A 21,712-nucleotide genomic window follows, 5' to 3' on the forward strand; every position below is an offset into this window, starting at 1 on the left:
TTTTGGATGGATTCATCATCAATTTTAAACGTCGCAGCAGGAGCATGCGATGATAAACGGGCTGAGGATATTATTGCCCTTAATATGCAAGGAATCTCACTTGTTGCAGATTATTTTCTCATTTGTCACGGGAATTCCGATAAACAAGTGCAAGCCATTGCAAGAGAAGTAAAACATCTTGCAGAGGAAAGCGGAATCGAAGTGAAGAAGATGGAAGGCTTTGATGAAGCAAGATGGGTATTGATTGACCTAGGTGATGTCATTGCCCATGTGTTCCACAAAGAAGAAAGAGGATACTACAATCTAGAAAAGCTATGGGGAGATGCGCCGAGAGAAACGCTTTCACTTGGCATTAACTCATGATTTATCAAGGGTTTGCAGGTGTGTATGACGAGCTCATGACACATGCACCTTATGATGAATGGGTTCAGTGGATCCAGCAGTATATGAAGCCGAATGCTGCCATCATTGATGTAGGCTGTGGAACTGGAGAGATTTCTCTTCGGTTAGCTGAAAAGGGCCACAAGGTCACAGGAATTGACCTCAGTGAAGAAATGCTGGCCTTTGCGCAGCAAAAAGCGCAGGCGAAAAAGCAGTCAATTCAATTTTTACATCAAGATATGAGAGAGGTTACGGGCTTTGAACAAGCCTTCCAGGCAGCCGTTATTTGCTGTGATTCCTTGAATTACTTAAAAAACGAAAATGACGTCAAAAAAACCTTTAAAAACATGTTTCAGCTTTTAGAGGCAGATGGGGTTTTACTTTTTGATGTTCATACGCCTTATAAAATGGAAGAGGTATTCCCGGGTTCGACTTATGCAGATCAAGATGAAGAGATCAGCTATATTTGGCAGAGTGATAAAGGGGATGACATGTATTCGGTCATACATGATTTAAGCTTTTTTGTAAAAGACGGAGACATGTATCAGCGTTATGATGAGACACATGAACAGCGCACATTTCCATTTGAAACATATGCAGCGTTCCTTGAGTCCGCTGGCTTTGAACAAATAGAAGTGACCGCTGATTTTACAAATAAAGCCCCCGGTGAATTCGCCGAAAGGTATTTCATCTCAGCTAAGAAACCAAAAACCATCGTTTAATAGAACGATGGTTTTTTAAAACCTTTTTTTCGCTTATTGCAAAGATGACTAATTTCTGCGATCATCAGTGAACACGCTTGGCGGATATTGATGCGCAACTGCTTCTAGATCTTCATCGAATTTTTTATGGGTATTTTGAAAGAGACGGTGAAACATATCTTGCACACCTGCTTCAAGTGCTTTAATGCCTTCACCAGTGACGCCGCCTTTCACACATACTTTGTCTTGCAGTGTCGGAAGGGTATAGACTCTTTTTTCAATCAAACGGCCAAGACCAACAAGCATATCCTCTGATAAGGTGGTGGCTTCTTCTTTAGAAATATCCGTTTCTTCTACGGCTGCTTCAATCATTTTCTGAACGAGAAAACTGATAAAAGCAGGTCCGCAGCTGACAATATCGGAAGCCGCTCTTGTAATCGAATGATGGATTTCGATAGGTGTTGAAATGCACGAAGCTAACTGTCTTAACGCAGTTTTCGTCGCGGCACTGCATGATGAACCAAAAGTTAAAAGTGATGCGCCTGATAAAGCGCGGTTTGTAATGCTTGGAATCAGCCTGGCTGTTTGACAAGGAACGATATCCTGAAGCTGTTCAGGATGAACCGGACTTGTAATGATGACAATGGTTTGCTGCTCCGTTAAAAGAGGGCTCAGCTCTTTTAAAAGTGGATAAATATCAAGTGGTTTGACACAAACAAAAATGAAATCTTTATTCGTGACAGCCCCTGAAAGCTGTTTCGTTACTTCAAGCTCTGGATGGTTCTTTTTTATATTGAACGCTTTTTCAATGGTTCGGTTTGTAATGGTGATCGATGAGGGATTGACTGCCTTTGATTCAATAAATGCCTCAGTAAGTATGGTACCCATGTTTCCTGTACCGATTAACCCTATATTCAAACGTTCTCCCTCCTTAGACGCATAGGATCTGTTATCTTCTAAACAGTATGTTGAGCAGTAGAAAAATATGATTGAAAGAAGCGTGAGTAAGTGAAACGATTCATTTCATTAAAAAAATACAGTCTTTATATCGCCGCTGGACTCATAGTCGTGATCATCTTCAGTTTCTTCTTTTTCACTGGAAGAGGAGAGGGCAGCAGAGAGCCAAGTGTATTGAAGGAAAATAAAGACATACAAGTCACATTAGAAGACAAACAAGAAAAGACAGAAAAAGAGCCATCGACGATTTTTGTAGAGGTCAAAGGAGCTGTAAGGAAACCAGGTGTTTATACGTTTCAATCTGATGCTCGGGTAGAGGAAGCGATTCAAAGGGCAGGAGGCTTTACCAGCAAAGCAGACTCGATTGAAATCAACCAAGCAGCTAAATTAGAGGATAGTATGATGATTTATGTTCGGAAGCAGGGGGAAGCGGAAAGAGAGACGCAAACAGCATCAGCTGACGCATCAACGGGCGTTGAAAAGAGTGAGGGTGTGAATGTCAATCAGGCCGATGCAGCCGAATTGCAAACCATTAACGGCATAGGACCAGCTAAAGCCGAAGCTATCATTACGTATAGAGAGGAACACGGAGAATTTCAACAAATTGAAGACTTGCGGAACATTTCAGGTTTTGGGGAAAAGACGATTGAACGGCTGAAAAGTCAATTGACCGTGAAGTAGAATTGACGTTAGAGAAGAAAGGCATGTACACTTAATATCAACCATCATTCTGGAGGGATCAGCTCGTGGAAAGAATTTCATGGAATCAATATTTTATGGCACAAAGCCATTTGCTTGCTTTACGAAGCACCTGTGAGCGGTTAGCTGTTGGGGCGACCATCGTAAGGGACAAGCGCATCATTGCAGGGGGGTACAATGGCTCCATTGCCGGTGATGTTCATTGTGCGGATGTAGGGTGCTATGTCATTGATCATCACTGTGTTCGCACCATCCATGCGGAAATGAATGCTATTTTACAATGTGCCAAATTTGGTGCACCTACAGCTGATGCTGAAATATATGTCACACATTTTCCTTGTTTACAGTGCTGTAAAGCCATCATTCAAGCGGGCATACGAACAGTATACTATGCAAAGGATTATAAAAATCATCCATATGCCATTGATTTATTCGAGCAGGCGGGTGTTCAAACAGAGCAAGTTGAATTAGATGAAATGATCATCGACTTAAAAAATCAAGAAAAATTGGCCTTTGTTGCAGATTTAATTGGGAAGCTGAGTGAATCAGGACTTAGCGAAACAGAAATTCGCGATATGCATGAGAAGGCGAATCAATTATTTACTTCCTATGTTTAAATATTTGCCGTTTGGGGCAATTTCAGCAGCTGTTGGAATTGCTCTGGCTGCATATCATCTTCATATGTATTTCCTTCTCTTTCTTCTCATCATATTACTTCTCAGCCTACTGAAAAAAATGCCTCAGCTCTTTTTAATGGTCAGCCTATGCGGTGCTGTCTATATACTCATTTTTATGATTCATGAGTCTCTTGAAACAGATCAACCCGTACTAGAAAAATTTCTATCTGGTTCCGTTGTGATTGAAAGTATTCCGAAAACAGATGGCAATCGTTTTTCAGCGACTGTTTCAACAGACCATGAACAACTAGCCACTTTTTATACAATTCAAACAGAGCGTGAAAAAGAGGCATTAAAAGAGGTAGAACCTGGTATGAGCTGTCACATGACAGGTGATGTTCGTCCAGCAAAGCACGCAACCATTCCTAACGGGTTTCAATACGATCAATTTTTAAAATCAAAAGGCATTGACGCCATTTTTCTGCCACAGTCGATCAAAAACTGTATAAAAAAAGACAGTTCTTCCTATTATCTTCAAGTGATAAGGCAAAAGGGTTTGAAATTTTTAGAAGATCATGTGCCTAAACACTCTGTTGGCATTGTACAGGCACTTATTTTTGGCGATCGTGAGTTGATAGACCCTGACACATTAAGAGATTATCAAATGCTTGGGATTATTCATTTACTAGCGATCTCAGGACTGCATGTGCAAACGCTTCTTGCGTGTTTATTTTGGTGCCTCCTTCGTGCGGGCGTGACAAGAGAGACAGCACGTATTCTTCTATTATGCTTTCTTCCTATTTATGCTTGTTTGTCAGGTGCTGCACCATCTGTTTTAAGAGCTTGCCTCATGGCAGGAATCTATTTAGTGATGACTAGTCTGCCAAAAGAAATGAAACAGCCTTCTGCTGTGGTATTAAGTGCAACGTTTTTACTCTTACTAGCAATTCATCCTCTTTATTTATTTGATATCGGATTTCAGCTTTCATTCGTGGTCACGTTTTTTATTTTGTTATCGACTAGGATTTTATCAAAAGCAAAAAGTTCAGTCATGCAATTATTCCTGATTTCCTTTATTGCACAGCTTGCTTCACTTCCTGTTCTTTTATATCATTTTCATCAATTCTCTTTACTGAGCGTACCTTTGAACATGATATTTGTTCCTTTATATACGACGGTCGTTATGCCGCTATCCTTACTCTTTTTTATTCTCACTACCATTTATCTTCCGCTTGGACAAACATTGTTTCAGCTGCTTGATTCGGTGATTCAGCTTAGTCATCAATTGTCAGCCTATATGGCTGTTTTTGATGAATTCAACTTGATTTTTATGAAGTCTGCTTGGTGGCATATTCTTCTTGAGGTGAGCGCCTTAATTGTTCTGTTATTTGTGATGGAGTGCAAAACTTCTGTGAAATCCTATACACTGCCGATCCTTTTTCTTATTGGTGTCTTGAGTGCACACTATTTCACCCCGAATTTTTTTGAAAAAGGGGAAGTGACGATGCTGGATGTAGGACAGGGGGATAGTTTGTTTATTCAGCTGCCCTATCGAAAAGGGCACTTGCTTGTGGATACAGGAGGCAGACTTTCTTTTGAAGAAGAACCGTGGAAAAAAAGACGTAAAGTGTCTACGATCGGTGATCAAACGCTGATCCCGTTTCTGCACTCTAAAGGTATAGCGAAACTAGATGTCCTTATTCTTACACATGCGGATCAAGACCATATGGGAGAAGCAGCTCGTTTAATCAAACGAAATAAAGTAAAGCGGCTGGCTATTCCAAAAGGCTTTGCACGGAGTCCAGAGGATGCGGAGCTGTTAAAAGAAGCAGCTGATCAAGGGATCATGATTGATGAATTAGAGAGAGGAGATCAGCTTCAGATTGGAGAGCAAATATTTAAGGTCCTTCATCCATCGGGTGATCGGGTAACAACTAAGAATAATGATTCACTCGTTTTGACATTTACTCTAGGCGGGAAGCGGTTTATGCTCACTGGAGATCTTGAACAAGAAGGGGAGCGAGACATTATAGAAGCCTTTCCTCATCTTCGAGCAGATATCCTAAAGGTTGGACATCACGGGAGTAAAGGGTCAACAAGCGAAGAATGGCTTCGGCATCTCAAGCCCTCACATGCACTCATTTCAGCAGGTGAACGCAATCGTTATCAGCATCCACATCAGGAAGTTTTGAAAAAATTAAAGGACCAGCAAATGAAGGTGTATCGTACAGATACCGACGGGAGCGTGACGTATGAATTTCTCGATGAGGAAGGAACGTTTTACACTCACCCTCCATATGATATCTTACAAACTCAATAAAAAAACTGCCAAAACGGCAGTCATGTAACCTTCATGAAGTTAAGATCCAACGAGGTGTATAATGGTTGCCAAAATAAACATTGAGGCGAAAAATCCGAATGTGACGATAAAACCAACGGCTGAGTCGGTCACATCATTCCGCTTGCTTTGAACATTTTTTTCAAATTCATTCATTTTCATCCCTCCTGGCTAATTTTAGTATACTTGAACTCATTTGGAATTGCTAGAAGGTAAAGTAACCGTTTTCCATTTTATGATCATTTTATGAATATCGTCTGACAGCAGGCTGACCCGGGAGCTTGCGCCGGACGTTTACTATAAATGAGGAGGCGGCACTTTCAGCTTCCTCTTTACTAATGTCTTCACACACTTTAGGATAGAGGAGGAAGTGAAAGAGAGGGATTCAATTGATGGTCTTTGATGTATGGAACAATTTAAAACGAGGGGATATCCATCCCGTTTATTGCTTATATGGGAAAGAAACATATTTACTGCAAGAAACCGCTGCTAAATTGAGACAAGCTGTAGTAGAGGAAGAAACGAAGGATTTTAATTACTCCGTCTTCGATATGGAAGAAGTACCGCTTGAACAGGCTGTAACGGATGCAGAAACATTTCCGTTTATGGGAGAAAGACGTCTCGTCGTGATCAAGAATCCTTATTTTCTTACAGCTGAAAAGAAAAAGGAAAAGATTGAGCATGAGCTTTCTGTATTAGAAGCTTATTTAGAAAAGCCAGCGCCCTATACCATTCTCGTGTTATTGGCACCATATGAAAAGCTGGATGAGCGTAAAAAAATCACCAAATTGCTAAAAAAGAAAGCTGCTGTCGTTGAGGCGAAAGAGTTAAACCCAAAAGAAACAATTGATTTCACCATCACACTGGTGAAGACAGAAGGAAAGACGATTACATCTGAAGCGGCTGAGCAGCTTGTGATGCTATGCGGCGGAAGTCTCTCCTCTCTATTCCAAGAGGTTCGGAAGCTAAGTACATATATTGGAGAGCGGGAGGAAATTGAGTTAGCGGATGTCAATCAGCTCGTTGCAAGAAGCTTAGAGCAAAATATTTTCGAGCTGATTAATCAAATTGTAAACAGACGCCGCTCTGAGGCCATGCAGATGTTTTATGACCTCTTGAAGCAAAATGAGGAACCCATTAAAATATTAGCACTCATTTCAACTCAATTTCGATTGATTTTGCAGACGAAGTACTTCGCTCAGCAAGGCTATGGACAAAAACAAATTGCTTCAAATCTAAAAGTCCATCCATTTCGGGTCAAACTTGCGATGGATCAGGCAAGACTGTTTTCAGAAGATGAGCTCAAGCAGATCGTCAAAGAGCTTTCAACGATTGATTATGAAATGAAAACGGGTAAAAAGGACAAGCAGCTGTTGTTAGAATTGTTCCTGCTTCGTTTGTTAGGCGCTTGAACATAAAAAAACGACCTTCTAAAAAGAGGGTCGTTTTTGTTTAGATGTATAATTGCCAGTCTGTCCTTAAGGCTATGCCGGTCAGGACGGACGTACAGTTAAACAGGTGCCTCATCACTGAGGCGTTGCAAGCATTATGCAGAAAGTCCGTTTACTTGTTTAGCAAGTCTTGATTTGTAACGCGCAGCTGCGTTTTTGTGTACAAGACCAGTTTTAACGGCTTTGTCAATGCGTTTTGCAGCAGAAGCAAGAGCAGCTTTTGCTTGCTCAGCATCGTTGTTAGCTACAGAAACTTCAACTTGTTTAATCGCAGTACGCATCGCAGACTTGATTGTTACGTTATGTGCACGGCGTTCGTTATTCGTTTTTGTACGTTTGATCGCTGATTTAATATTTGGCATGTGTTTCACCTCCTAAGATACAACCTAAACACAATTGTCTTAAGGTTAAATCTTCACAATAGAACAAATTGTATTCTATCAAACACACCTTTAGAATGCAATATAAATGTAAAGTATTTTTCATTGATGACGTGCTCGAATGTTTCTTTCAAGAGATGGAAAGACTACTGTTAATTACTTGGTGGAAGGAGTCTTTTTATGGAGAAACAAAAACTCGATTTAAGCGTTTATCAAATCCGGACAGACCTCGCTGTTGAAACAAAAGAGATACTAGAACAAGAGAACGATCCGAATGTCGTCAAAAAAGACGGGATCCAAGGGATTGTCGAAAAGGAAAAAGAAGAGCAAGGCATCCGCATACGTACTGTGGAAATCACGAAAGAAGGGGAGGAGCTGACCGGCAAAAAGGCAGGGACATACTTGACGTTTGAGGCACAAGGCATTCGGGAGAAAGACTCTGAGATGCAAGAAAAAGTCGTCGAAGTCTTTGCCCATCATTTTGCTCAGTTTTTAAAAGACAGAGGCATTCAGGCTGATGCGAGCTGCCTTGTAGTAGGGCTGGGAAACTGGAATGTCACGCCAGATGCATTAGGTCCTCTCACGGTTGAAAATCTGCTTGTAACCCGCCATCTCTTTGAATTGCAGCCGGAAAATGTTCAGGAAGGCTATCGCCCGGTTTCCTCTTTGTCTCCAGGGGTGATGGGACTGACCGGTATTGAAACAAGTGACATTATCCAAGGCGTGATTGAGCGATCTAAGCCTGATTTTGTCATTGCGGTCGATGCCCTTGCTGCTCGTGCGGTGGAACGAGTGAATACAACCATTCAAATTTCTGATACAGGCATCCATCCCGGTTCTGGTGTAGGGAATAAGCGAAAAGAATTAAGCAAAGAAACATTGGGAATTCCAGTGATTGCGATTGGCGTTCCGACAGTGGTGGATGCAGTAACCATTGCAAGTGACACAATTGATTATGTCTTAAAGCATTTTGGTAGAGAACTAAAAGATGATAGACCATCTCGCTCTCTTGTGCCGGCTGGTTTGACATTCGGGAAGAAAAAAGTACTTAACGAAGAAGACTTGCCAGATGAAGAAACGCGTCAATCATTCTTAGGCATCGTAGGAACCCTTCCTGAAGAAGAAAAAAGGCAGCTGATCCACGAAGTGCTTGCGCCCCTGGGGCAAAATTTAATGGTCACGCCTAAGGAAGTCGATACATTCATTGATGATATGGCAAACGTACTTGCCAACGGATTAAACACAGCGCTTCATCAAAAAATCACTCAAGATAATATGGGTTCATATAATCATTAATCGGTTCTACTTTCTCTAGCTCGCTCATAGTGTAATTACTAGAAAGCGTGCTGGAGGGAGTAAATCATGAAAAAAAGACCCCGCCGTCCTCGACAGTTGGTCGTTGCGATTAATGGAACGAAAGTAGTAAAAAGCATCTTCTTATTTATTGCCTCTCTTGTTGTGGTGTTTGTGATGTCAGGGGCTTTGACCTCTTTAAAACCCGAGCTGAGGCCGCAAGCCTCGTTATATGGTGTAGCAGATGAGCTCTCTGGCGCATTTTTTGCCACATTAATGGGCATGGAAAACCAATATTTCGCCTCAGCAGTTCCAGAAGCTCAAAAAGGATTTCATTTCTCTGGGCTGTCACTGAAGCTTGCAACCAGTATTAATTTAGAAGACCCGCGCAGTTTCCTAGGAAGAGAGCTCCCAGGCTTTGAACATTTTGATACAAAAATCATCTTAGCGGGTGAAGGAACAGACTATACCAATATGCCAATGGAATCGCCGCCGCCTAGTGAAGTGATCCAAGATGAAAAAGAAGCAAATTTGGCTGAGCTGGACAAGCTCGATGATGATACGCCGAAAAAGCCTGCCAAAGAACCGGACCGGTCAACAGGAAAACGAAAAGCTGTGTACATTTATCACACACATAATACGGAATCATATTTACCATTTTTAAAAGGAGAAACGAATCCAAATAATGCACGGCACTCAAAAGTGAATGTCACCCTTGTCGGCGACATGTTTGGAAAGGCGCTTGATCAGCAAGGAATCGGCAATACAGTCGACAAAACGGAAATTGAAAAAAGACTGGTGAAAAAAGGATTAAAGTATCCGCAGTCTTATAATGAATCAAGATTGGTCGTGAAAGAAGCCTTAGCGAAAAATGATGACCTCGATTATTTAATTGATATTCACCGGGACTCAAGAAGAAAGAAAGATACGACTGTCGAAATCAAAGGGAAAAAATATGCGAGAATTGCGTTTGTTGTTGGGAAGAAGAATCAAAACTATGAGAAAAACTTAAAGCTTGCGACAGAGTTCCACCATTTGATGGAGAAAAAATATAAAGGTCTTAGTGTCGGTGTGTTTGCCAAAGGAGAAATTGGCGATAATGGAATCTATAATCAAGATTTATCCGACAAAGCCCTTCTTTTAGAATTTGGTGGAGTAGATAATAATATGGAAGAATTAAGAAATGCATCCAATGCGGCAGCTGATGTATTCAGCGACATTTTCTGGGACGCGGAAAAGGTGGACGGCAAAGCAAAGGATGAGAAAAAACGCTCTTAAGGTGGTGACGGGTATGGGCTCATTTATTGGAAAAACCATTATTTTAGGATTGGTCTTGCTGTTTGGTGTCTTTTTAGGAATGCAGCAAGCGAATAATGGCATGCTGCAAATGAAGGGCTACCATGATCCGCAATTAAAAGGAGCTTTCTCCATTCAAATGAACGACAATGAAGAGAAGGAAGCTTCTATCTTAGGAACGGCTGTTACAGAAAAGGATCTTGCCGAAAAACAAAAACAGCTGGAGGAAATAGAGGGCTTTAATGCCTTTTCCAAGGCAGGAAAAGCCCTGTCTGATGGCATGACACATGCAGCCCGTTCTCTTTATGACTGGGTGAATGGGAAATAAACGAATTTCATGAGATCTCACCCTTTTGATCAAAGCCGCTGACCGATAAGCGGCTTTTCTTGATTTCGATTGAATCTTTACAGCCCTATTGATATAATCTAACCTAGCGCAACCCGCGTTTTATAGTAGGAGTGATAGATTGTGACAGATAAAGAAAAACGATTAGAGCGGCAATCAAGAATTCGAAATTTCTCCATTATCGCCCATATTGACCATGGGAAATCCACATTGGCGGACCGTATTTTGGAAAAAACAGCGGCGATTACTCAACGGGAAATGAAAGAACAATTGCTTGATTCCATGGATTTAGAGCGTGAACGCGGCATAACGATTAAATTAAACTCTGTCCAGCTGAAGTATAAGGCGAAGGATGGAGAAGAATATATCATGCACCTGATTGATACACCAGGGCATGTCGACTTCACCTATGAGGTATCTCGAAGCCTAGCTGCCTGTGAGGGTGCGATTCTTGTAGTAGATGCAGCACAAGGAATTGAAGCACAGACACTTGCGAACGTTTATTTAGCTCTTGATAACAACTTAGAAATTCTTCCGATTATCAACAAAATCGATCTGCCAAGTGCAGAGCCTGAGCGTGTAAGAGAAGAAATTGAAGATGTCATCGGGTTGGATGCGTCTGAAGCTGTTCTCACCTCTGCTAAGGCGGGTATTGGAATCGAGGATATTTTAGAACAAATCGTTGAAAAGGTGCCGGCTCCCGCTGGAGATCCAGAAGCACCACTTCAAGCCCTTATTTTTGATTCTCTTTACGATGCGTATCGCGGCGTTATTGCGTACATACGAATTGTCGAAGGAACCGTCAGACCTGGTCAGAAAATTAAAATGATGGCGACGGGGAAAGAATTTGAAGTACTTGAAGTCGGCGTTTTCACACCAAAAGCCATGCCAACAGACGAACTCACCGTTGGAGATGTTGGCTACTTAACCGCTGCGATTAAAAATGTCGGTGATACACGTGTAGGGGATACGATCACAAGCGCGGAAAACCCTGCGAAAGAAGCACTTCCAGGATACAGAAAGCTAAATCCAATGGTATACTGCGGACTTTATCCAATTGATACAGCGAAATACAATGACTTACGTGAAGCGTTAGAAAAGCTTGAATTAAATGATTCTTCACTTCAATATGAGGCAGAGACATCCCAAGCACTTGGCTTCGGTTTCCGCTGCGGCTTCCTTGGAATGCTTCATATGGAAATCATCCAAGAACGGATTGAACGTGAATTTAAAATTGATCTGATTACGACAGCGCCAAGTGTTATTTATGATGTATATATGACAGATGGAGAAAAAATCGTCGTAGATAACCCGTCCAATCTGCCTGATCCACAAAAGATTGAGCGAATTGAAGAACCATACGTAAAAGCAACAATGATGGTGCCGAATGATTATGTAGGCTCTGTGATGGAGCTTTGCCAAGGAAAGCGCGGGAATTTCATTGATATGCAGTATCTTGATGCGAACCGCGTGAGCATTGTGTACGAAATTCCTTTGGCAGAGATCGTATACGAATTCTTTGATCAACTAAAGTCCAACACAAAAGGCTATGCGTCCTTTGATTATGAGCTGATTGGCTATCGTCCTTCGACGCTGGTGAAGATGGATATCATGCTGAATGGCGAAAAAATCGATGCCCTTTCCTTTATTGTTCACCGCGATTATGCATATGAACGAGGCAAGATCATCGTAGAAAAGCTAAAAGAACTGATTCCACGCCAGCACTTTGAAGTGCCAGTTCAAGCAGCAATCGGTCAAAAAATCGTTGCTCGTTCCACCATTAAAGCGATGCGTAAAAACGTACTTGCTAAATGTTATGGTGGAGACATTTCCCGGAAAAGAAAGCTTCTTGAGAAGCAAAAAGAAGGGAAAAAGCGCATGAAGCAAGTGGGCTCTGTTGAAGTCCCGCAAGAAGCATTTATGGCCGTGCTGAAGATGGACGACAGCACACCGAAAAAATAACATCCTCAAGGCTACCTGCTTTACAATGTCTGCCTTGACGTTTATAGTCGATAACAAACAAAGGCGCCGCAGCGATAAACTGCGGCTCTTTACCTGTAAAGAAGGTGTCATCAAATGAAAGCAGCATACATTCACATTCCATTTTGTGAGCATATTTGCCACTATTGTGATTTCAATAAATTTTTCATTAAAACGCAGCCAGTCGACGAATACTTAGCGGCTCTAGAGACAGAGATGCAGCACACGATTGAGCAAAAAGGCGAGCAGGAACTAAAGACGATTTTTATTGGCGGTGGAACCCCGACATCACTGACTGTCAGCCAGCTAGACCAGCTCATGAACAGCATTCACCGCGTACTAAAGCCGACAAAAAACCTGATTGAATTTGCAGTAGAAGCAAACCCAGATGAATTATCGCTTGAGAAACTGCATGTGCTTAAAGCAGCCGGCGTGAATCGGCTGAGCTTTGGCGTTCAAACCTTTGAAGACGATTTGCTCAAGAAAATCGGACGAGTTCATCAAAAGAAGGATGTCCTTACATCCTTTGAGCGAGCTAGAGCGGTTGGATTTGACAATATTAGCCTGGATCTCATGTTTGGCTTGCCGCATCAAGAAAAGCATCATGTGATGAATTCACTTGAGACGGCTTTCTCGCTGGGGGCAGAGCATTATTCGGTTTACTCACTCATCGTCGAGCCGAAAACCGTTTTTTACAACTTAATGCAAAAAGGAAAACTTCATTTACCGCCGCAAGAACGTGAGGCTGAAATGTATGAGCTTGTGATGGATGAAATGGAGCGCCATGGATTAAAGCAGTACGAGATTAGCAATTACGCCAAACCTGGCTTTGAAAGCCAGCATAACCTGACCTATTGGAGCAATGAAGATTACTTCGGTTTTGGTGCAGGCGCACACGGGTATGTAGATGGCATCCGAAATGTGAACGCAGGGCCGGTGAAACATTATTTGGAGCTGATTGACCAAACAGGGTTCCCGTATAAGGAAACACACCATGTCACAAAAGCAGAGCAAATAGAAGAAGAAATGTTTTTAGGTCTTCGAAAAATCGAAGGGGTAAAAAGCGCTGATTTCCAAGCCAAATATGGTGCTGCACCAGAAGCACTTTTTTCCACTGTTCTTGAAGATTTAGAAGAAAAAGGCCTCATTGTAAATGATGACAAGGGGATACGTTTAACAAGAAAAGGAAAATTGTTAGGCAATGAAGTATTTCAAGCGTTTCTCGGTGAGTTATAATTGACATTTTAATTTGAGTTTGGTAATTTTGTTTATACAATTAGCACTCGTTGAAAGAGAGTGCTAACAGGGGTGATGATGATGTTAACAAATCGTCAGCTTTTGATTCTGCAAGTCATCATTAATGACTTTATTCGTTCGGCGCAGCCAGTTGGATCAAGGACTCTTTCTAAAAAAGAAGACATTACATTCAGCTCTGCGACGATTAGAAACGAAATGGCTGATTTGGAGGAACTTGGTTTTATTGAAAAGACCCATTCTTCATCAGGAAGAATTCCTTCCGAAAAAGGATATCGTTATTATGTAGATCATTTGCTCTCTCCGCGAAAACTGTCGTCTAAAGAGCTTGTGCTCATCCAGTCGGCCTTTCAGGAGAAAATTTTTGAGCTGGAAAAGACAGTTCAAAAATCGGCGGAAATTTTATCAGATCTCACAAACTATACATCGATTGTGCTTGGTCCGAAGCTAAGTGAAAATCGATTAAAGCAAATTCAGCTTGTCCCTGTTCAGCCAAACAAAGCAGTGGCGATCATGATTACAGACAGCGGACATGTTGAAAACAAAACCATTACCTTCTCTGAGCATCTCGATGTCTCCGATATTGAGAAGCTGATGAATATTTTAAACAGCCGCCTAGCCGGAGTCCCGATGGATCAGCTGAAGGACAGAATGTATAAAGAAGTTGTGATGCTTCTTCGCACGCATTTAAAAGATTATGATCATATTTTAGATGCGCTCGGCAATACATTTACATCGACTCAAAATGAATCAAAACTTTTCTTTGGCGGGAAGATTAATATGTTGAATCAGCCGGAGTTTCATGACATTGACCGCATCCGTTCACTCATGATGCTGATTGAGCAAAAGAATGATGTCATGCAGCTGTTTCATCCAAATCAGCAAGGAATCACCATTAAAATCGGTTCAGAAAACAATTTGGAAGCGATGGAGAACTGCAGCCTAATCACAGCCACTTATTCGATTGATCAAAAATCACTCGGCTCCATTGCCGTCATTGGTCCAACCCGTATGGATTACGGGCGGGTTGTTAGTCTCTTGCATCATGTATCAAAAGACTTGTCAAACGCACTTTCCAATTTGTATGATGAGTAGGGTGATAGAAGATAGGGGCACAGCCCCTTCGTATTTTTGAATCTTTTGAGGGAGGTGAACACAATGTCAGAAGAAAAACAGACACCTGAGCAAGAAGCAGAGGTTGAAGCACAAGAAGAAGCAGTTCAAGCAGATACTGAGGAAGTAACAAATGATGAACAGTCTGCCTTCCAAGAAAAAATCGATGAATTGCAGCAGCTTCTAGATGAAAAAGAAAACAAAATTCTGCGTGTTCAAGCAGATTTTGAAAACTATAAACGCCGTGCTCGAACTGAAGTGGAGACCGTGCAAAAATATCGTTCTCAACATGTTGTCAGTGATCTTCTCCCAGCTCTTGATAACTTTGAAAGAGCGCTTGGAATTGATCCAGACAATGAGCAGACGAAAAGTTTGTTAGAAGGAATGCAAATGGTTTACCGCCAGCTGGTAGAAGCGTTGAAAAATGAAGGCGTAGAACCAATTGAAGCTGTCGGCAAAGAGTTCGATCCAAACCTTCATCAAGCCGTCATGCAAGTTGAAGATGAAAACTACGATTCAAATATCGTTGTAGAAGAATTGCAAAAGGGCTATAAACTCAAAGACCGAGTTATTCGTCCATCAATGGTAAAAGTAAATCAATAACTACATAATGGGAGGTCATCGAATATGAGTAAAATCATTGGGATTGACTTAGGAACAACAAACTCATGTGTTGCAGTACTTGAAGGCGGCGAGCCAAAAGTCATTGCTAACGCTGAAGGAGCACGTACAACACCATCTGTTGTCGCTTTTAAAAACGGAGAGCGCCAAGTGGGTGAAGTAGCAAAACGTCAATCAATTACAAACCCGAACACGATCATGTCTGTTAAAAGACATATGGGTACTGATTATAAAGTAGAAGTTGAAGGCAAGAACTATACACCGCAGGAAATCTCTGCGATTATTCTTCAGCACCTTAAATCTTACGCTGAAGGCTATCTTGGCGAAGAAGTAACAAAAGCTGTTATCACAGTTCCTGCTTACTTCAACGATGCAGAACGTCAAGCAACGAAAGATGCTGGTAAAATTGCTGGTCTTGAAGTAGAACGTATTATCAACGAACCAACAGCAGCTGCACTTGCATATGGTTTAGATAAAACAGAAGAAGATCAAACGATTCTTGTATACGACCTTGGCGGCGGTACATTTGACGTATCGATCCTTGAGCTTGGAGACGGCGTCTTTGAAGTGCGCTCAACTGCTGGGGACAACCGTCTAGGTGGAGACGATTTTGACCAAGTCATCATTGATCACCTAGTGGCTGAATTCAAAAAAGAAAATGGCATTGATCTTTCTAAAGATAAAATGGCGCTTCAGCGTTTAAAAGATGCTGCTGAAAAAGCGAAAAAAGATCTTTCTGGTGTATCTTCTACACAAATCTCACTGCCATTTATCACAGCTGGAGAAGCAGGACCTCTGCATCTTGAATTAACGTTAACGCGTGCTAAATTCGAAGAGCTTTCTGCAGATCTTGTAGAGCGTACAATGACACCTGTACGTCAAGCACTGAAAGATGCTGGTTTATCTGCTAGCGAGATTGATAAAGTCATCCTTGTTGGTGGATCAACTCGTATTCCTGCAGTACAAGAAGCAATCAAAAAAGAAACAGGCAAAGAGCCTCATAAAGGTGTAAACCCTGATGAAGTAGTTGCACTTGGTGCAGCGATCCAAGGTGGAGTAATCACAGGGGATGTCAAAGACGTTGTTCTTCTTGACGTAACACCACTTTCTTTAGGAATTGAAACAATGGGCGGCGTATTCACGAAGCTGATTGAACGCAATACAACAATTCCAACAAGTAAATCTCAAGTATTCTCAACGGCTGCTGACAACCAAACAGCTGTAGATATCCATGTCCTGCAAGGTGAGCGCCCAATGGCTGCAGATAACAAAACATTAGGCCGCTTCCAATTGACTGATATCCCGCCAGCACCACGCGGCGTACCGCAAATCGAAGTATCTTTTGATATCGATAAAAACGGTATTGTCAACGTACGTGCGAAAGATATGGGTACAGGCAAAGAGCAAAACATCACAATCAAATCTTCTTCAGGTCTTTCTGATGATGAGATCGAAAAAATGGTCAAAGAAGCAGAAGAAAATGCTGAAGCAGATGCGAAGAAGAAAGAAGAAATCGAAGTGCGCAACGAAGCAGATCAATTAGTGTTTACAACTGAAAAAACATTAAAAGATCTAGAAGGCAAAATCGATGAAGAGCAAGTGAAAAAAGCAAATGACGCGAAAGATGCGCTAAAAGCTGCGATCGAAAAAGGCGAGTTTGAAGACATCAAAGCGAAAAAAGATGAGCTGCAAACAATCGTTCAAGAATTAACGACAAAGCTCTATGAAGAAGCTGCAAAACAAGCACAAGCTCAGCAAGAAGGCGCTGAAGGTGCTCAAAAAGCAGATGACAATGTAGTGGATGCAGAATACGAAGAAGTAAACGACGATCAAGAGAAAAAATAATCACCTTTACTTTTGAAAAAGACTGCTGAAACGTACTCGTCAGAAAGTCAAAGTCAGGATCTCTTGGCTTTGACTTTTTTTCTTTTCAACGATGAAAGGAATTGAAAAAGGTTAAATCAAAATGATACAATCGTATTTATGTGAGAAAATCGGGAGTGTGAAGAGATGAGTAAGCGTGATTACTATGAAGTGCTTGGCGTAAGTAAGAGCGCCTCAAAGGACGAAATCAAAAAGGCATACCGCAAGCTTTCAAAAAAGTATCACCCTGATATTAATAAAGAAGCTGGCTCAGATGAGAAATTCAAAGAAGTAAAAGAAGCCTATGAAACCCTTTCTGATGATCAAAAACGTTCGCATTATGACCAGTTCGGTCATACCGATCCAAACCAAGGCTTTGGCGGCGGAGGTTTTGGTGGAGGAGGAGATTTTGGCGGCTTCGGCGGCTTTGATGACATCTTCTCTAGTATTTTTGGCGGCGGAGCGAGAAGAAGAGATCCAAATGCACCACGCCAAGGAGCGGACCTGCAATATACAATGACGCTTTCATTCGAAGAAGCGGCATTTGGAAAAGAAGCAACGATTGAAATCCCTCGTGAAGAATCTTGTGAAACATGTCATGGATCAGGAGCAAAGCCTGGTACGCAGGCGAGAACTTGTTCACATTGCGGAGGATCTGGTCAATTAAATGTTGAGCAATCCACTCCGTTTGGTAAAGTGGTCAACCGCAGAGTATGTAACTACTGTAGCGGAACAGGGAAACAAATTGACCATAAATGTTCAACATGCGGCGGATCTGGCAAAGTGCGCAAGCGTAAGAAAATTAACGTGACGATCCCTGCAGGTGTTGATGATGGTCAGCAGCTCAGAGTATCTGGTCAAGGTGAACCAGGTGTAAATGGAGGACCTCCAGGCGATCTATTCGTTGTATTCCATGTGCGTGCGCATGAATTCTTCGAGCGTGATGGAGATGACATATACTGCGAGATGCCGCTCACCTTTGCCCAAGCTGCATTAGGTGACGAAATTGAAGTGCCGACATTACATGGAAAAGTAAAATTAAAAGTTCCTGCTGGCACTCAAACTGGCACGAAGTTTAGACTTAAAGGAAAAGGTGTGAAAAATGTACGCGGCTACGGCCAAGGCGATCAGCATATCGTTGTACGTGTCGTCACACCGACAAATTTAACAGACAATCAAAAAGATATCATTAGAAAATTTGCTGAAGTGAGCGGAAATAAACCAGACGAACAAGAAATGAGCTTTTTCGATAAGGTAAAACGCGCATTTAAAGGCGAGTAAGACGGATAAGGAGTTGGTAGTATTGAAGTGGTCAGAAATTAGCGTCCATACAACAAATGAAGCGGTGGAACCGATCACCAATATTTTGCATGAAGCAGGTGCAAGTGGTGTCGTGATTGAGGACCCGCTTGATTTAGTCAAGGAACGTGAAAATGTATACGGTGAGATCTACCAGCTCGATCCGAATGACTATCCGGATGAAGGTGTCATTGTGAAAGCCTATCTTCCAATGAACAGCTTTTTGATGGAAACGGTAGATGAGATCAAAGAAGCCATCAACAACCTTCTTCTATACGATATTGACCTTGGACGCAATACACTGTCAATTTGTGAAGTAAATGAAGAAGAATGGGCCACCGCATGGAAGAAATACTATCATCCTGTGAAAATCTCTGAAAAATTCACCATCGTTCCAACGTGGGAAGAATATACACCGGTTCATTCTGATGAACTGATTATTGAAATGGACCCTGGAATGGCATTTGGAACAGGTACGCATCCAACAACCGTCCTTTGCATTCAGGCGCTTGAGCGTTACGTGAAGGAAAACGATACGGTGATTGATGTTGGAACAGGCTCTGGAATTCTAAGTGTGGCAGCAGCGATGCTTGGTGCAAAGGACATTCAAGCCTTTGATCTCGACACCGTTGCGGTAGAAAGTGCGAAGCAAAACATCGAATTAAATGGTGTAAGTGACCAAGTGACGGTCAAACAAAACAATTTGCTTGATGGAATTTCAGGTGAGCGTGATGTGATTGTCGCCAACATTCTGGCAGAAGTGATTTTGCGCTTTACAGATCAAGCCTATGACCTATTGAAGAAAGGTGGCTATTTCATTACATCAGGCATCATTGGACAAAAGAAATTACAGGTCAAAACAGCATTAGAAGAAGCGGGTTTTGATATTGTTGAAGTGCTGTCAATGGAAGATTGGGTCAGCATTATAGCGAAAAAATAAAGCGAGTAGGTGTCAGGACACGTATGCAACGATATTTTATCGACCTCACGAAAGAAGAAGTGACGTTAAAGGGAGCCATCGTTATAAAAGGTGAAGATGTACATCATCTTTCCAATGTCATGCGGATGAAAGCAGGGCAGGAAATCCTTTGTTTAACGACAGACGGCTTTGAAGCGCTCAGTAAAATTGATACAATAACAAAGGAAGAAGTGATTTGTCACCTTGAAAGCTGGACAAATCAAGACAGAGAACTTCCGATTAGGGTGACGATTGCAAGCGGTCTTCCAAAAGGAGATAAGCTTGAGCTCATTATCCAAAAAGGCACAGAGCTTGGCGCAAGTGCTTTTATCCCGTTTCAAGCGGCTCGTTCTATTACAAAGCTAGACCAAAAAAAGTCACATAAAAAACGAGAGCGCTGGGAGAAAATCGCGAAAGAAGCAGCCGAGCAGTCCTACCGGAATATCATTCCGCGTGTTTATTCAGTATCAACGTTTAAAGAGCTGACGCAATTAGCTGGTGAATTCGATAAATGTGTCGTTGCATACGAAGAATCATCGAAAGAAGGAGAGCAAAGCCGCTTTCAAACTGTGCTTCAACAGATGAAAGGCGGACAAACCTTGCTAGTGGTTTTTGGCCCTGAAGGCGGTTTGGCAGAAAAGGAGATAGAAGAGCTTGAAACGCTTGGTGCAGTCATTTGCGGGCTTGGACCGCGCATTTTAAGAACAGAAACTGCTCCTTTATATGCGCTTTCCGCTATATCTTATCAAACAGAGTTATTAAGAGGTGAATCATCATGGGAACAGTAGCGTTCCATACACTTGGCTGTAAGGTCAACCACTATGAAACAGAGGCGATCTGGCAGCTGTTTAAAGAAGCTGGCTATGAAAGAAAAGAGTATGAATCAAAAGCAGATGTATATGTCATTAATACATGTACGGTCACGAATACAGGCGATAAGAAAAGCCGCCAAGTCATTAGAAGAGCTATTCGCCATAACCCGGATGGTGTCATTTGTGTAACAGGCTGCTATGCGCAAACATCACCAGCAGAAATCATGGCGATTCCTGGTGTTGATATTGTGGTTGGGACACAGGACCGACATAAATTACTAGGCTATATTGAAGAATACCGCAGAGAAAGACAGCCGATCAACGGGGTTGGCAATATCATGAAAGCACGTGTGTTTGAAGAACTTGATGTTCCTGCCTTCACAGACAGAACGCGCGCTTCATTAAAAATCCAAGAAGGCTGTAACAATTTCTGTACATTCTGCATTATTCCTTGGGCGCGCGGCCTTCTTCGTTCTCGTGATCCAGAAGAGGTCATCAATCAAGCGCAGCAGCTTGTTGATGCGGGCTATAAAGAAATTGTGCTGACAGGTATTCACACAGGCGGATACGGAGAAGACTTAAAGGATTATAACTTTGCAAAGCTTTTGAGAGAATTAGATGAACGTGTTATTGGCTTAAAACGAATCCGTATTTCATCTATTGAAGCAAGTCAAATTACAGATGAAGTGATTGAAGTGCTTGATCAGTCAGATAAAATTGTCAGACACTTACACATCCCGCTTCAATCTGGCTCAAATACTGTGCTAAAAAGAATGCGCCGTAAATATACGATGGAATTCTTTGCAGAGCGTTTAACAAAGCTGAAAAAAGCATTGCCAGGACTTGCTGTCACCTCTGATGTGATCGTTGGATTCCCTGGGGAAACAGAAGAAGAGTTCTTGGAAACGTACAATTTTGTCAAAGATCATCAATTCTCTGAGCTGCACGTATTCCCTTACAGCAAACGTACAGGTACCCCGGCTGCAAGAATGGAAGATCAAGTGGATGAACATGTGAAAAACGAACGTGTCCACCGTTTGATCGCTCTTTCTGACCAGCTTGCGAAAGAGTATGCATCAGCATACGAAGGTGATGTGCTAGAGATTATTCCGGAAGAATCCTTCAAAGAACAAGAAGGAAACCACAATCTTTATGTAGGTTATACCGATAACTACATGAAAGTTGTTTTTGAAGGGACAGAGGACATGATCGGCCGTCTGGTCAAAGTGAAAATTACGAAAGCGGGCTATCCTTATAACGAAGGACAATTCGTTCGCATCAGCGATGATGTGCAGCCAGACAAAGTGAGAATGACCTCATAATAGATAAAAAACCGGCAGCCAAAAGGGCAAG

General features: G+C 41.9%; 21 protein-coding genes. 18 read left to right on the forward strand and 3 right to left on the reverse strand.

The window, feature by feature from the left end; genetic code table 11:
- Positions 1-6: 6 nt before the first annotated feature.
- Positions 7-363, forward strand: a complete 357-nt coding sequence (gene rsfS / locus AWT60_RS14030) for a ribosome silencing factor (RefSeq protein WP_003217467.1) — start codon at positions 7-9, stop codon at positions 361-363.
- Complete coding sequence (locus tag AWT60_RS14035; protein ID WP_197203008.1) at positions 360-1,103, forward strand: class I SAM-dependent DNA methyltransferase; 744 nt, start codon at positions 360-362, stop codon at positions 1,101-1,103. The genes rsfS and AWT60_RS14035 overlap by 4 nt, the downstream gene beginning before the upstream one ends.
- A gap of 48 nt (positions 1,104-1,151) precedes the next feature.
- Here AWT60_RS14035 and comER read toward each other — a convergent pair whose 3' ends face one another.
- Positions 1,152-2,000 carry a late competence protein ComER gene (comER, locus tag AWT60_RS14040; RefSeq protein WP_218677384.1) on the reverse strand — a complete coding sequence of 283 codons (849 nt, stop codon included), beginning with the start codon at positions 1,998-2,000 and terminating at the stop codon, positions 1,152-1,154.
- Positions 2,001-2,090: 90 nt separating this feature from the next.
- Here comER and AWT60_RS14045 point away from each other — a divergent pair, with 90 nt between their 5' ends.
- The 3 genes from AWT60_RS14045 to AWT60_RS14055 all read left to right on the forward strand — a co-directional run bounded on the left by AWT60_RS14045 (position 2,091) and on the right by AWT60_RS14055 (position 5,675).
- Complete coding sequence (locus AWT60_RS14045) at positions 2,091-2,720, forward strand: helix-hairpin-helix domain-containing protein (RefSeq protein ID WP_041106938.1); 630 nt, start codon at positions 2,091-2,093, stop codon at positions 2,718-2,720.
- A 65-nt stretch (positions 2,721-2,785) separates the two neighbouring features.
- Positions 2,786-3,355, forward strand: a complete 570-nt coding sequence (locus AWT60_RS14050) for a ComE operon protein 2 (protein WP_024423045.1) — start codon at positions 2,786-2,788, stop codon at positions 3,353-3,355.
- Positions 3,348-5,675 carry a DNA internalization-related competence protein ComEC/Rec2 gene (locus AWT60_RS14055; protein ID WP_218677408.1) on the forward strand — a complete coding sequence of 776 codons (2,328 nt, stop codon included), beginning with the start codon at positions 3,348-3,350 and terminating at the stop codon, positions 5,673-5,675. Before AWT60_RS14050 ends, AWT60_RS14055 begins: the two co-directional genes overlap by 8 nt.
- A gap of 39 nt (positions 5,676-5,714) precedes the next feature.
- Here the strand turns inward: AWT60_RS14055 and AWT60_RS14060 are convergent, their stop codons facing one another.
- Positions 5,715-5,849 (reverse strand): YqzM family protein, encoded by a 135-nt coding sequence (locus tag AWT60_RS14060; protein ID WP_012010638.1) that lies wholly within the window; start codon positions 5,847-5,849, stop codon positions 5,715-5,717.
- Positions 5,850-6,085: 236 nt separating this feature from the next.
- Here AWT60_RS14060 and holA point away from each other — a divergent pair, with 236 nt between their 5' ends.
- The gene (holA, locus tag AWT60_RS14065) at positions 6,086-7,105 is read left to right on the forward strand and encodes a DNA polymerase III subunit delta (RefSeq protein WP_041106935.1); all 1,020 of its coding nucleotides are present in this window, start codon (positions 6,086-6,088) and stop codon (positions 7,103-7,105) included.
- 134 nt (positions 7,106-7,239) lie between these two features.
- Here the strand turns inward: holA and rpsT are convergent, their stop codons facing one another.
- Positions 7,240-7,506, reverse strand: a complete 267-nt coding sequence (gene rpsT / locus AWT60_RS14070) for a 30S ribosomal protein S20 (protein ID WP_024423042.1) — start codon at positions 7,504-7,506, stop codon at positions 7,240-7,242.
- A 198-nt stretch (positions 7,507-7,704) separates the two neighbouring features.
- On the opposite strand from rpsT, the gene gpr reads away from it, so the two are divergent.
- The 12 genes from gpr (at position 7,705) to mtaB (ending at position 21,681) form a co-directional block, all read left to right on the forward strand.
- The gene (gene gpr / locus AWT60_RS14075; RefSeq protein WP_024423041.1) at positions 7,705-8,820 is read left to right on the forward strand and encodes a GPR endopeptidase; all 1,116 of its coding nucleotides are present in this window, start codon (positions 7,705-7,707) and stop codon (positions 8,818-8,820) included.
- A gap of 66 nt (positions 8,821-8,886) precedes the next feature.
- Positions 8,887-10,095 (forward strand): stage II sporulation protein P, encoded by a 1,209-nt coding sequence (locus AWT60_RS14080; RefSeq protein ID WP_218677385.1) that lies wholly within the window; start codon positions 8,887-8,889, stop codon positions 10,093-10,095.
- A 13-nt stretch (positions 10,096-10,108) separates the two neighbouring features.
- Positions 10,109-10,441: a YqxA family protein gene (locus AWT60_RS14085; protein WP_024423039.1), complete on the forward strand. Its 333-nt coding sequence runs from the start codon at positions 10,109-10,111 to the stop codon at positions 10,439-10,441.
- Between the two features lie 141 nt (positions 10,442-10,582).
- Positions 10,583-12,421 (forward strand): translation elongation factor 4, encoded by a 1,839-nt coding sequence (gene lepA, locus AWT60_RS14090; RefSeq protein ID WP_024423038.1) that lies wholly within the window; start codon positions 10,583-10,585, stop codon positions 12,419-12,421.
- Positions 12,422-12,535: 114 nt separating this feature from the next.
- Positions 12,536-13,675 (forward strand): radical SAM family heme chaperone HemW, encoded by a 1,140-nt coding sequence (gene hemW, locus AWT60_RS14095; RefSeq protein ID WP_218677386.1) that lies wholly within the window; start codon positions 12,536-12,538, stop codon positions 13,673-13,675.
- Positions 13,676-13,756: 81 nt separating this feature from the next.
- On the forward strand, positions 13,757-14,788 hold the full coding sequence (gene hrcA, locus AWT60_RS14100) for a heat-inducible transcriptional repressor HrcA (protein ID WP_003217350.1): 1,032 nt from the start codon (positions 13,757-13,759) through the stop codon (positions 14,786-14,788).
- A 63-nt stretch (positions 14,789-14,851) separates the two neighbouring features.
- Entirely contained in the window at positions 14,852-15,409 is a 558-nt protein-coding gene (gene grpE / locus AWT60_RS14105) for a nucleotide exchange factor GrpE (RefSeq protein ID WP_024423035.1), read from the forward strand.
- Positions 15,410-15,433: 24 nt separating this feature from the next.
- Positions 15,434-17,272 (forward strand): molecular chaperone DnaK, encoded by a 1,839-nt coding sequence (gene dnaK, locus AWT60_RS14110; protein ID WP_024423034.1) that lies wholly within the window; start codon positions 15,434-15,436, stop codon positions 17,270-17,272.
- Between the two features lie 165 nt (positions 17,273-17,437).
- Positions 17,438-18,571 carry a molecular chaperone DnaJ gene (gene dnaJ / locus AWT60_RS14115; protein WP_218677387.1) on the forward strand — a complete coding sequence of 378 codons (1,134 nt, stop codon included), beginning with the start codon at positions 17,438-17,440 and terminating at the stop codon, positions 18,569-18,571.
- Between the two features lie 22 nt (positions 18,572-18,593).
- On the forward strand, positions 18,594-19,529 hold the full coding sequence (prmA, locus tag AWT60_RS14120; RefSeq protein WP_218677388.1) for a 50S ribosomal protein L11 methyltransferase: 936 nt from the start codon (positions 18,594-18,596) through the stop codon (positions 19,527-19,529).
- A 23-nt stretch (positions 19,530-19,552) separates the two neighbouring features.
- Entirely contained in the window at positions 19,553-20,335 is a 783-nt protein-coding gene (locus AWT60_RS14125; RefSeq protein ID WP_218677389.1) for a 16S rRNA (uracil(1498)-N(3))-methyltransferase, read from the forward strand.
- A complete protein-coding gene (gene mtaB, locus AWT60_RS14130) occupies positions 20,323-21,681 on the forward strand; it encodes a tRNA (N(6)-L-threonylcarbamoyladenosine(37)-C(2))-methylthiotransferase MtaB (protein ID WP_076840450.1) in 1,359 nt (452 codons plus the stop codon). The genes AWT60_RS14125 and mtaB overlap by 13 nt, the downstream gene beginning before the upstream one ends.
- Positions 21,682-21,712: the final 31 nt, after the last annotated feature.

The organism is Bacillus sp. F2HM (assembly GCF_019266135.1).
In the GTDB taxonomy this organism is placed as follows: domain Bacteria; phylum Bacillota; class Bacilli; order Bacillales; family Bacillaceae; genus Bacillus; species Bacillus safensis.

Bases quoted from the DNA above. Each gene is read 5' to 3' on its own strand.
- rsfS (WP_003217467.1), top strand. From the start codon at position 7: ATGGATTCATCATCAATTTTAAACGTCGCAGCAGGAGCATGCGATGAT.
- holA (WP_041106935.1), top strand. From the start codon at position 6,086: ATGGTCTTTGATGTATGGAACAATTTAAAACGAGGGGATATCCATCCC.
- hemW (WP_218677386.1), top strand. From the start codon at position 12,536: ATGAAAGCAGCATACATTCACATTCCATTTTGTGAGCATATTTGCCAC.
- gpr (WP_024423041.1), top strand. From the start codon at position 7,705: ATGGAGAAACAAAAACTCGATTTAAGCGTTTATCAAATCCGGACAGAC.
- AWT60_RS14055 (WP_218677408.1), top strand. From the start codon at position 3,348: ATGTTTAAATATTTGCCGTTTGGGGCAATTTCAGCAGCTGTTGGAATT.
- AWT60_RS14060 (WP_012010638.1), bottom strand. From the start codon at position 5,849: ATGAATGAATTTGAAAAAAATGTTCAAAGCAAGCGGAATGATGTGACC.
- rpsT (WP_024423042.1), bottom strand. From the start codon at position 7,506: ATGCCAAATATTAAATCAGCGATCAAACGTACAAAAACGAATAACGAA.
- mtaB (WP_076840450.1), top strand. From the start codon at position 20,323: ATGGGAACAGTAGCGTTCCATACACTTGGCTGTAAGGTCAACCACTAT.
- AWT60_RS14035 (WP_197203008.1), top strand. From the start codon at position 360: ATGATTTATCAAGGGTTTGCAGGTGTGTATGACGAGCTCATGACACAT.
- hrcA (WP_003217350.1), top strand. From the start codon at position 13,757: ATGTTAACAAATCGTCAGCTTTTGATTCTGCAAGTCATCATTAATGAC.
- grpE (WP_024423035.1), top strand. From the start codon at position 14,852: ATGTCAGAAGAAAAACAGACACCTGAGCAAGAAGCAGAGGTTGAAGCA.
- dnaK (WP_024423034.1), top strand. From the start codon at position 15,434: ATGAGTAAAATCATTGGGATTGACTTAGGAACAACAAACTCATGTGTT.
- AWT60_RS14080 (WP_218677385.1), top strand. From the start codon at position 8,887: ATGAAAAAAAGACCCCGCCGTCCTCGACAGTTGGTCGTTGCGATTAAT.
- AWT60_RS14085 (WP_024423039.1), top strand. From the start codon at position 10,109: ATGGGCTCATTTATTGGAAAAACCATTATTTTAGGATTGGTCTTGCTG.
- dnaJ (WP_218677387.1), top strand. From the start codon at position 17,438: ATGAGTAAGCGTGATTACTATGAAGTGCTTGGCGTAAGTAAGAGCGCC.
- AWT60_RS14125 (WP_218677389.1), top strand. From the start codon at position 19,553: ATGCAACGATATTTTATCGACCTCACGAAAGAAGAAGTGACGTTAAAG.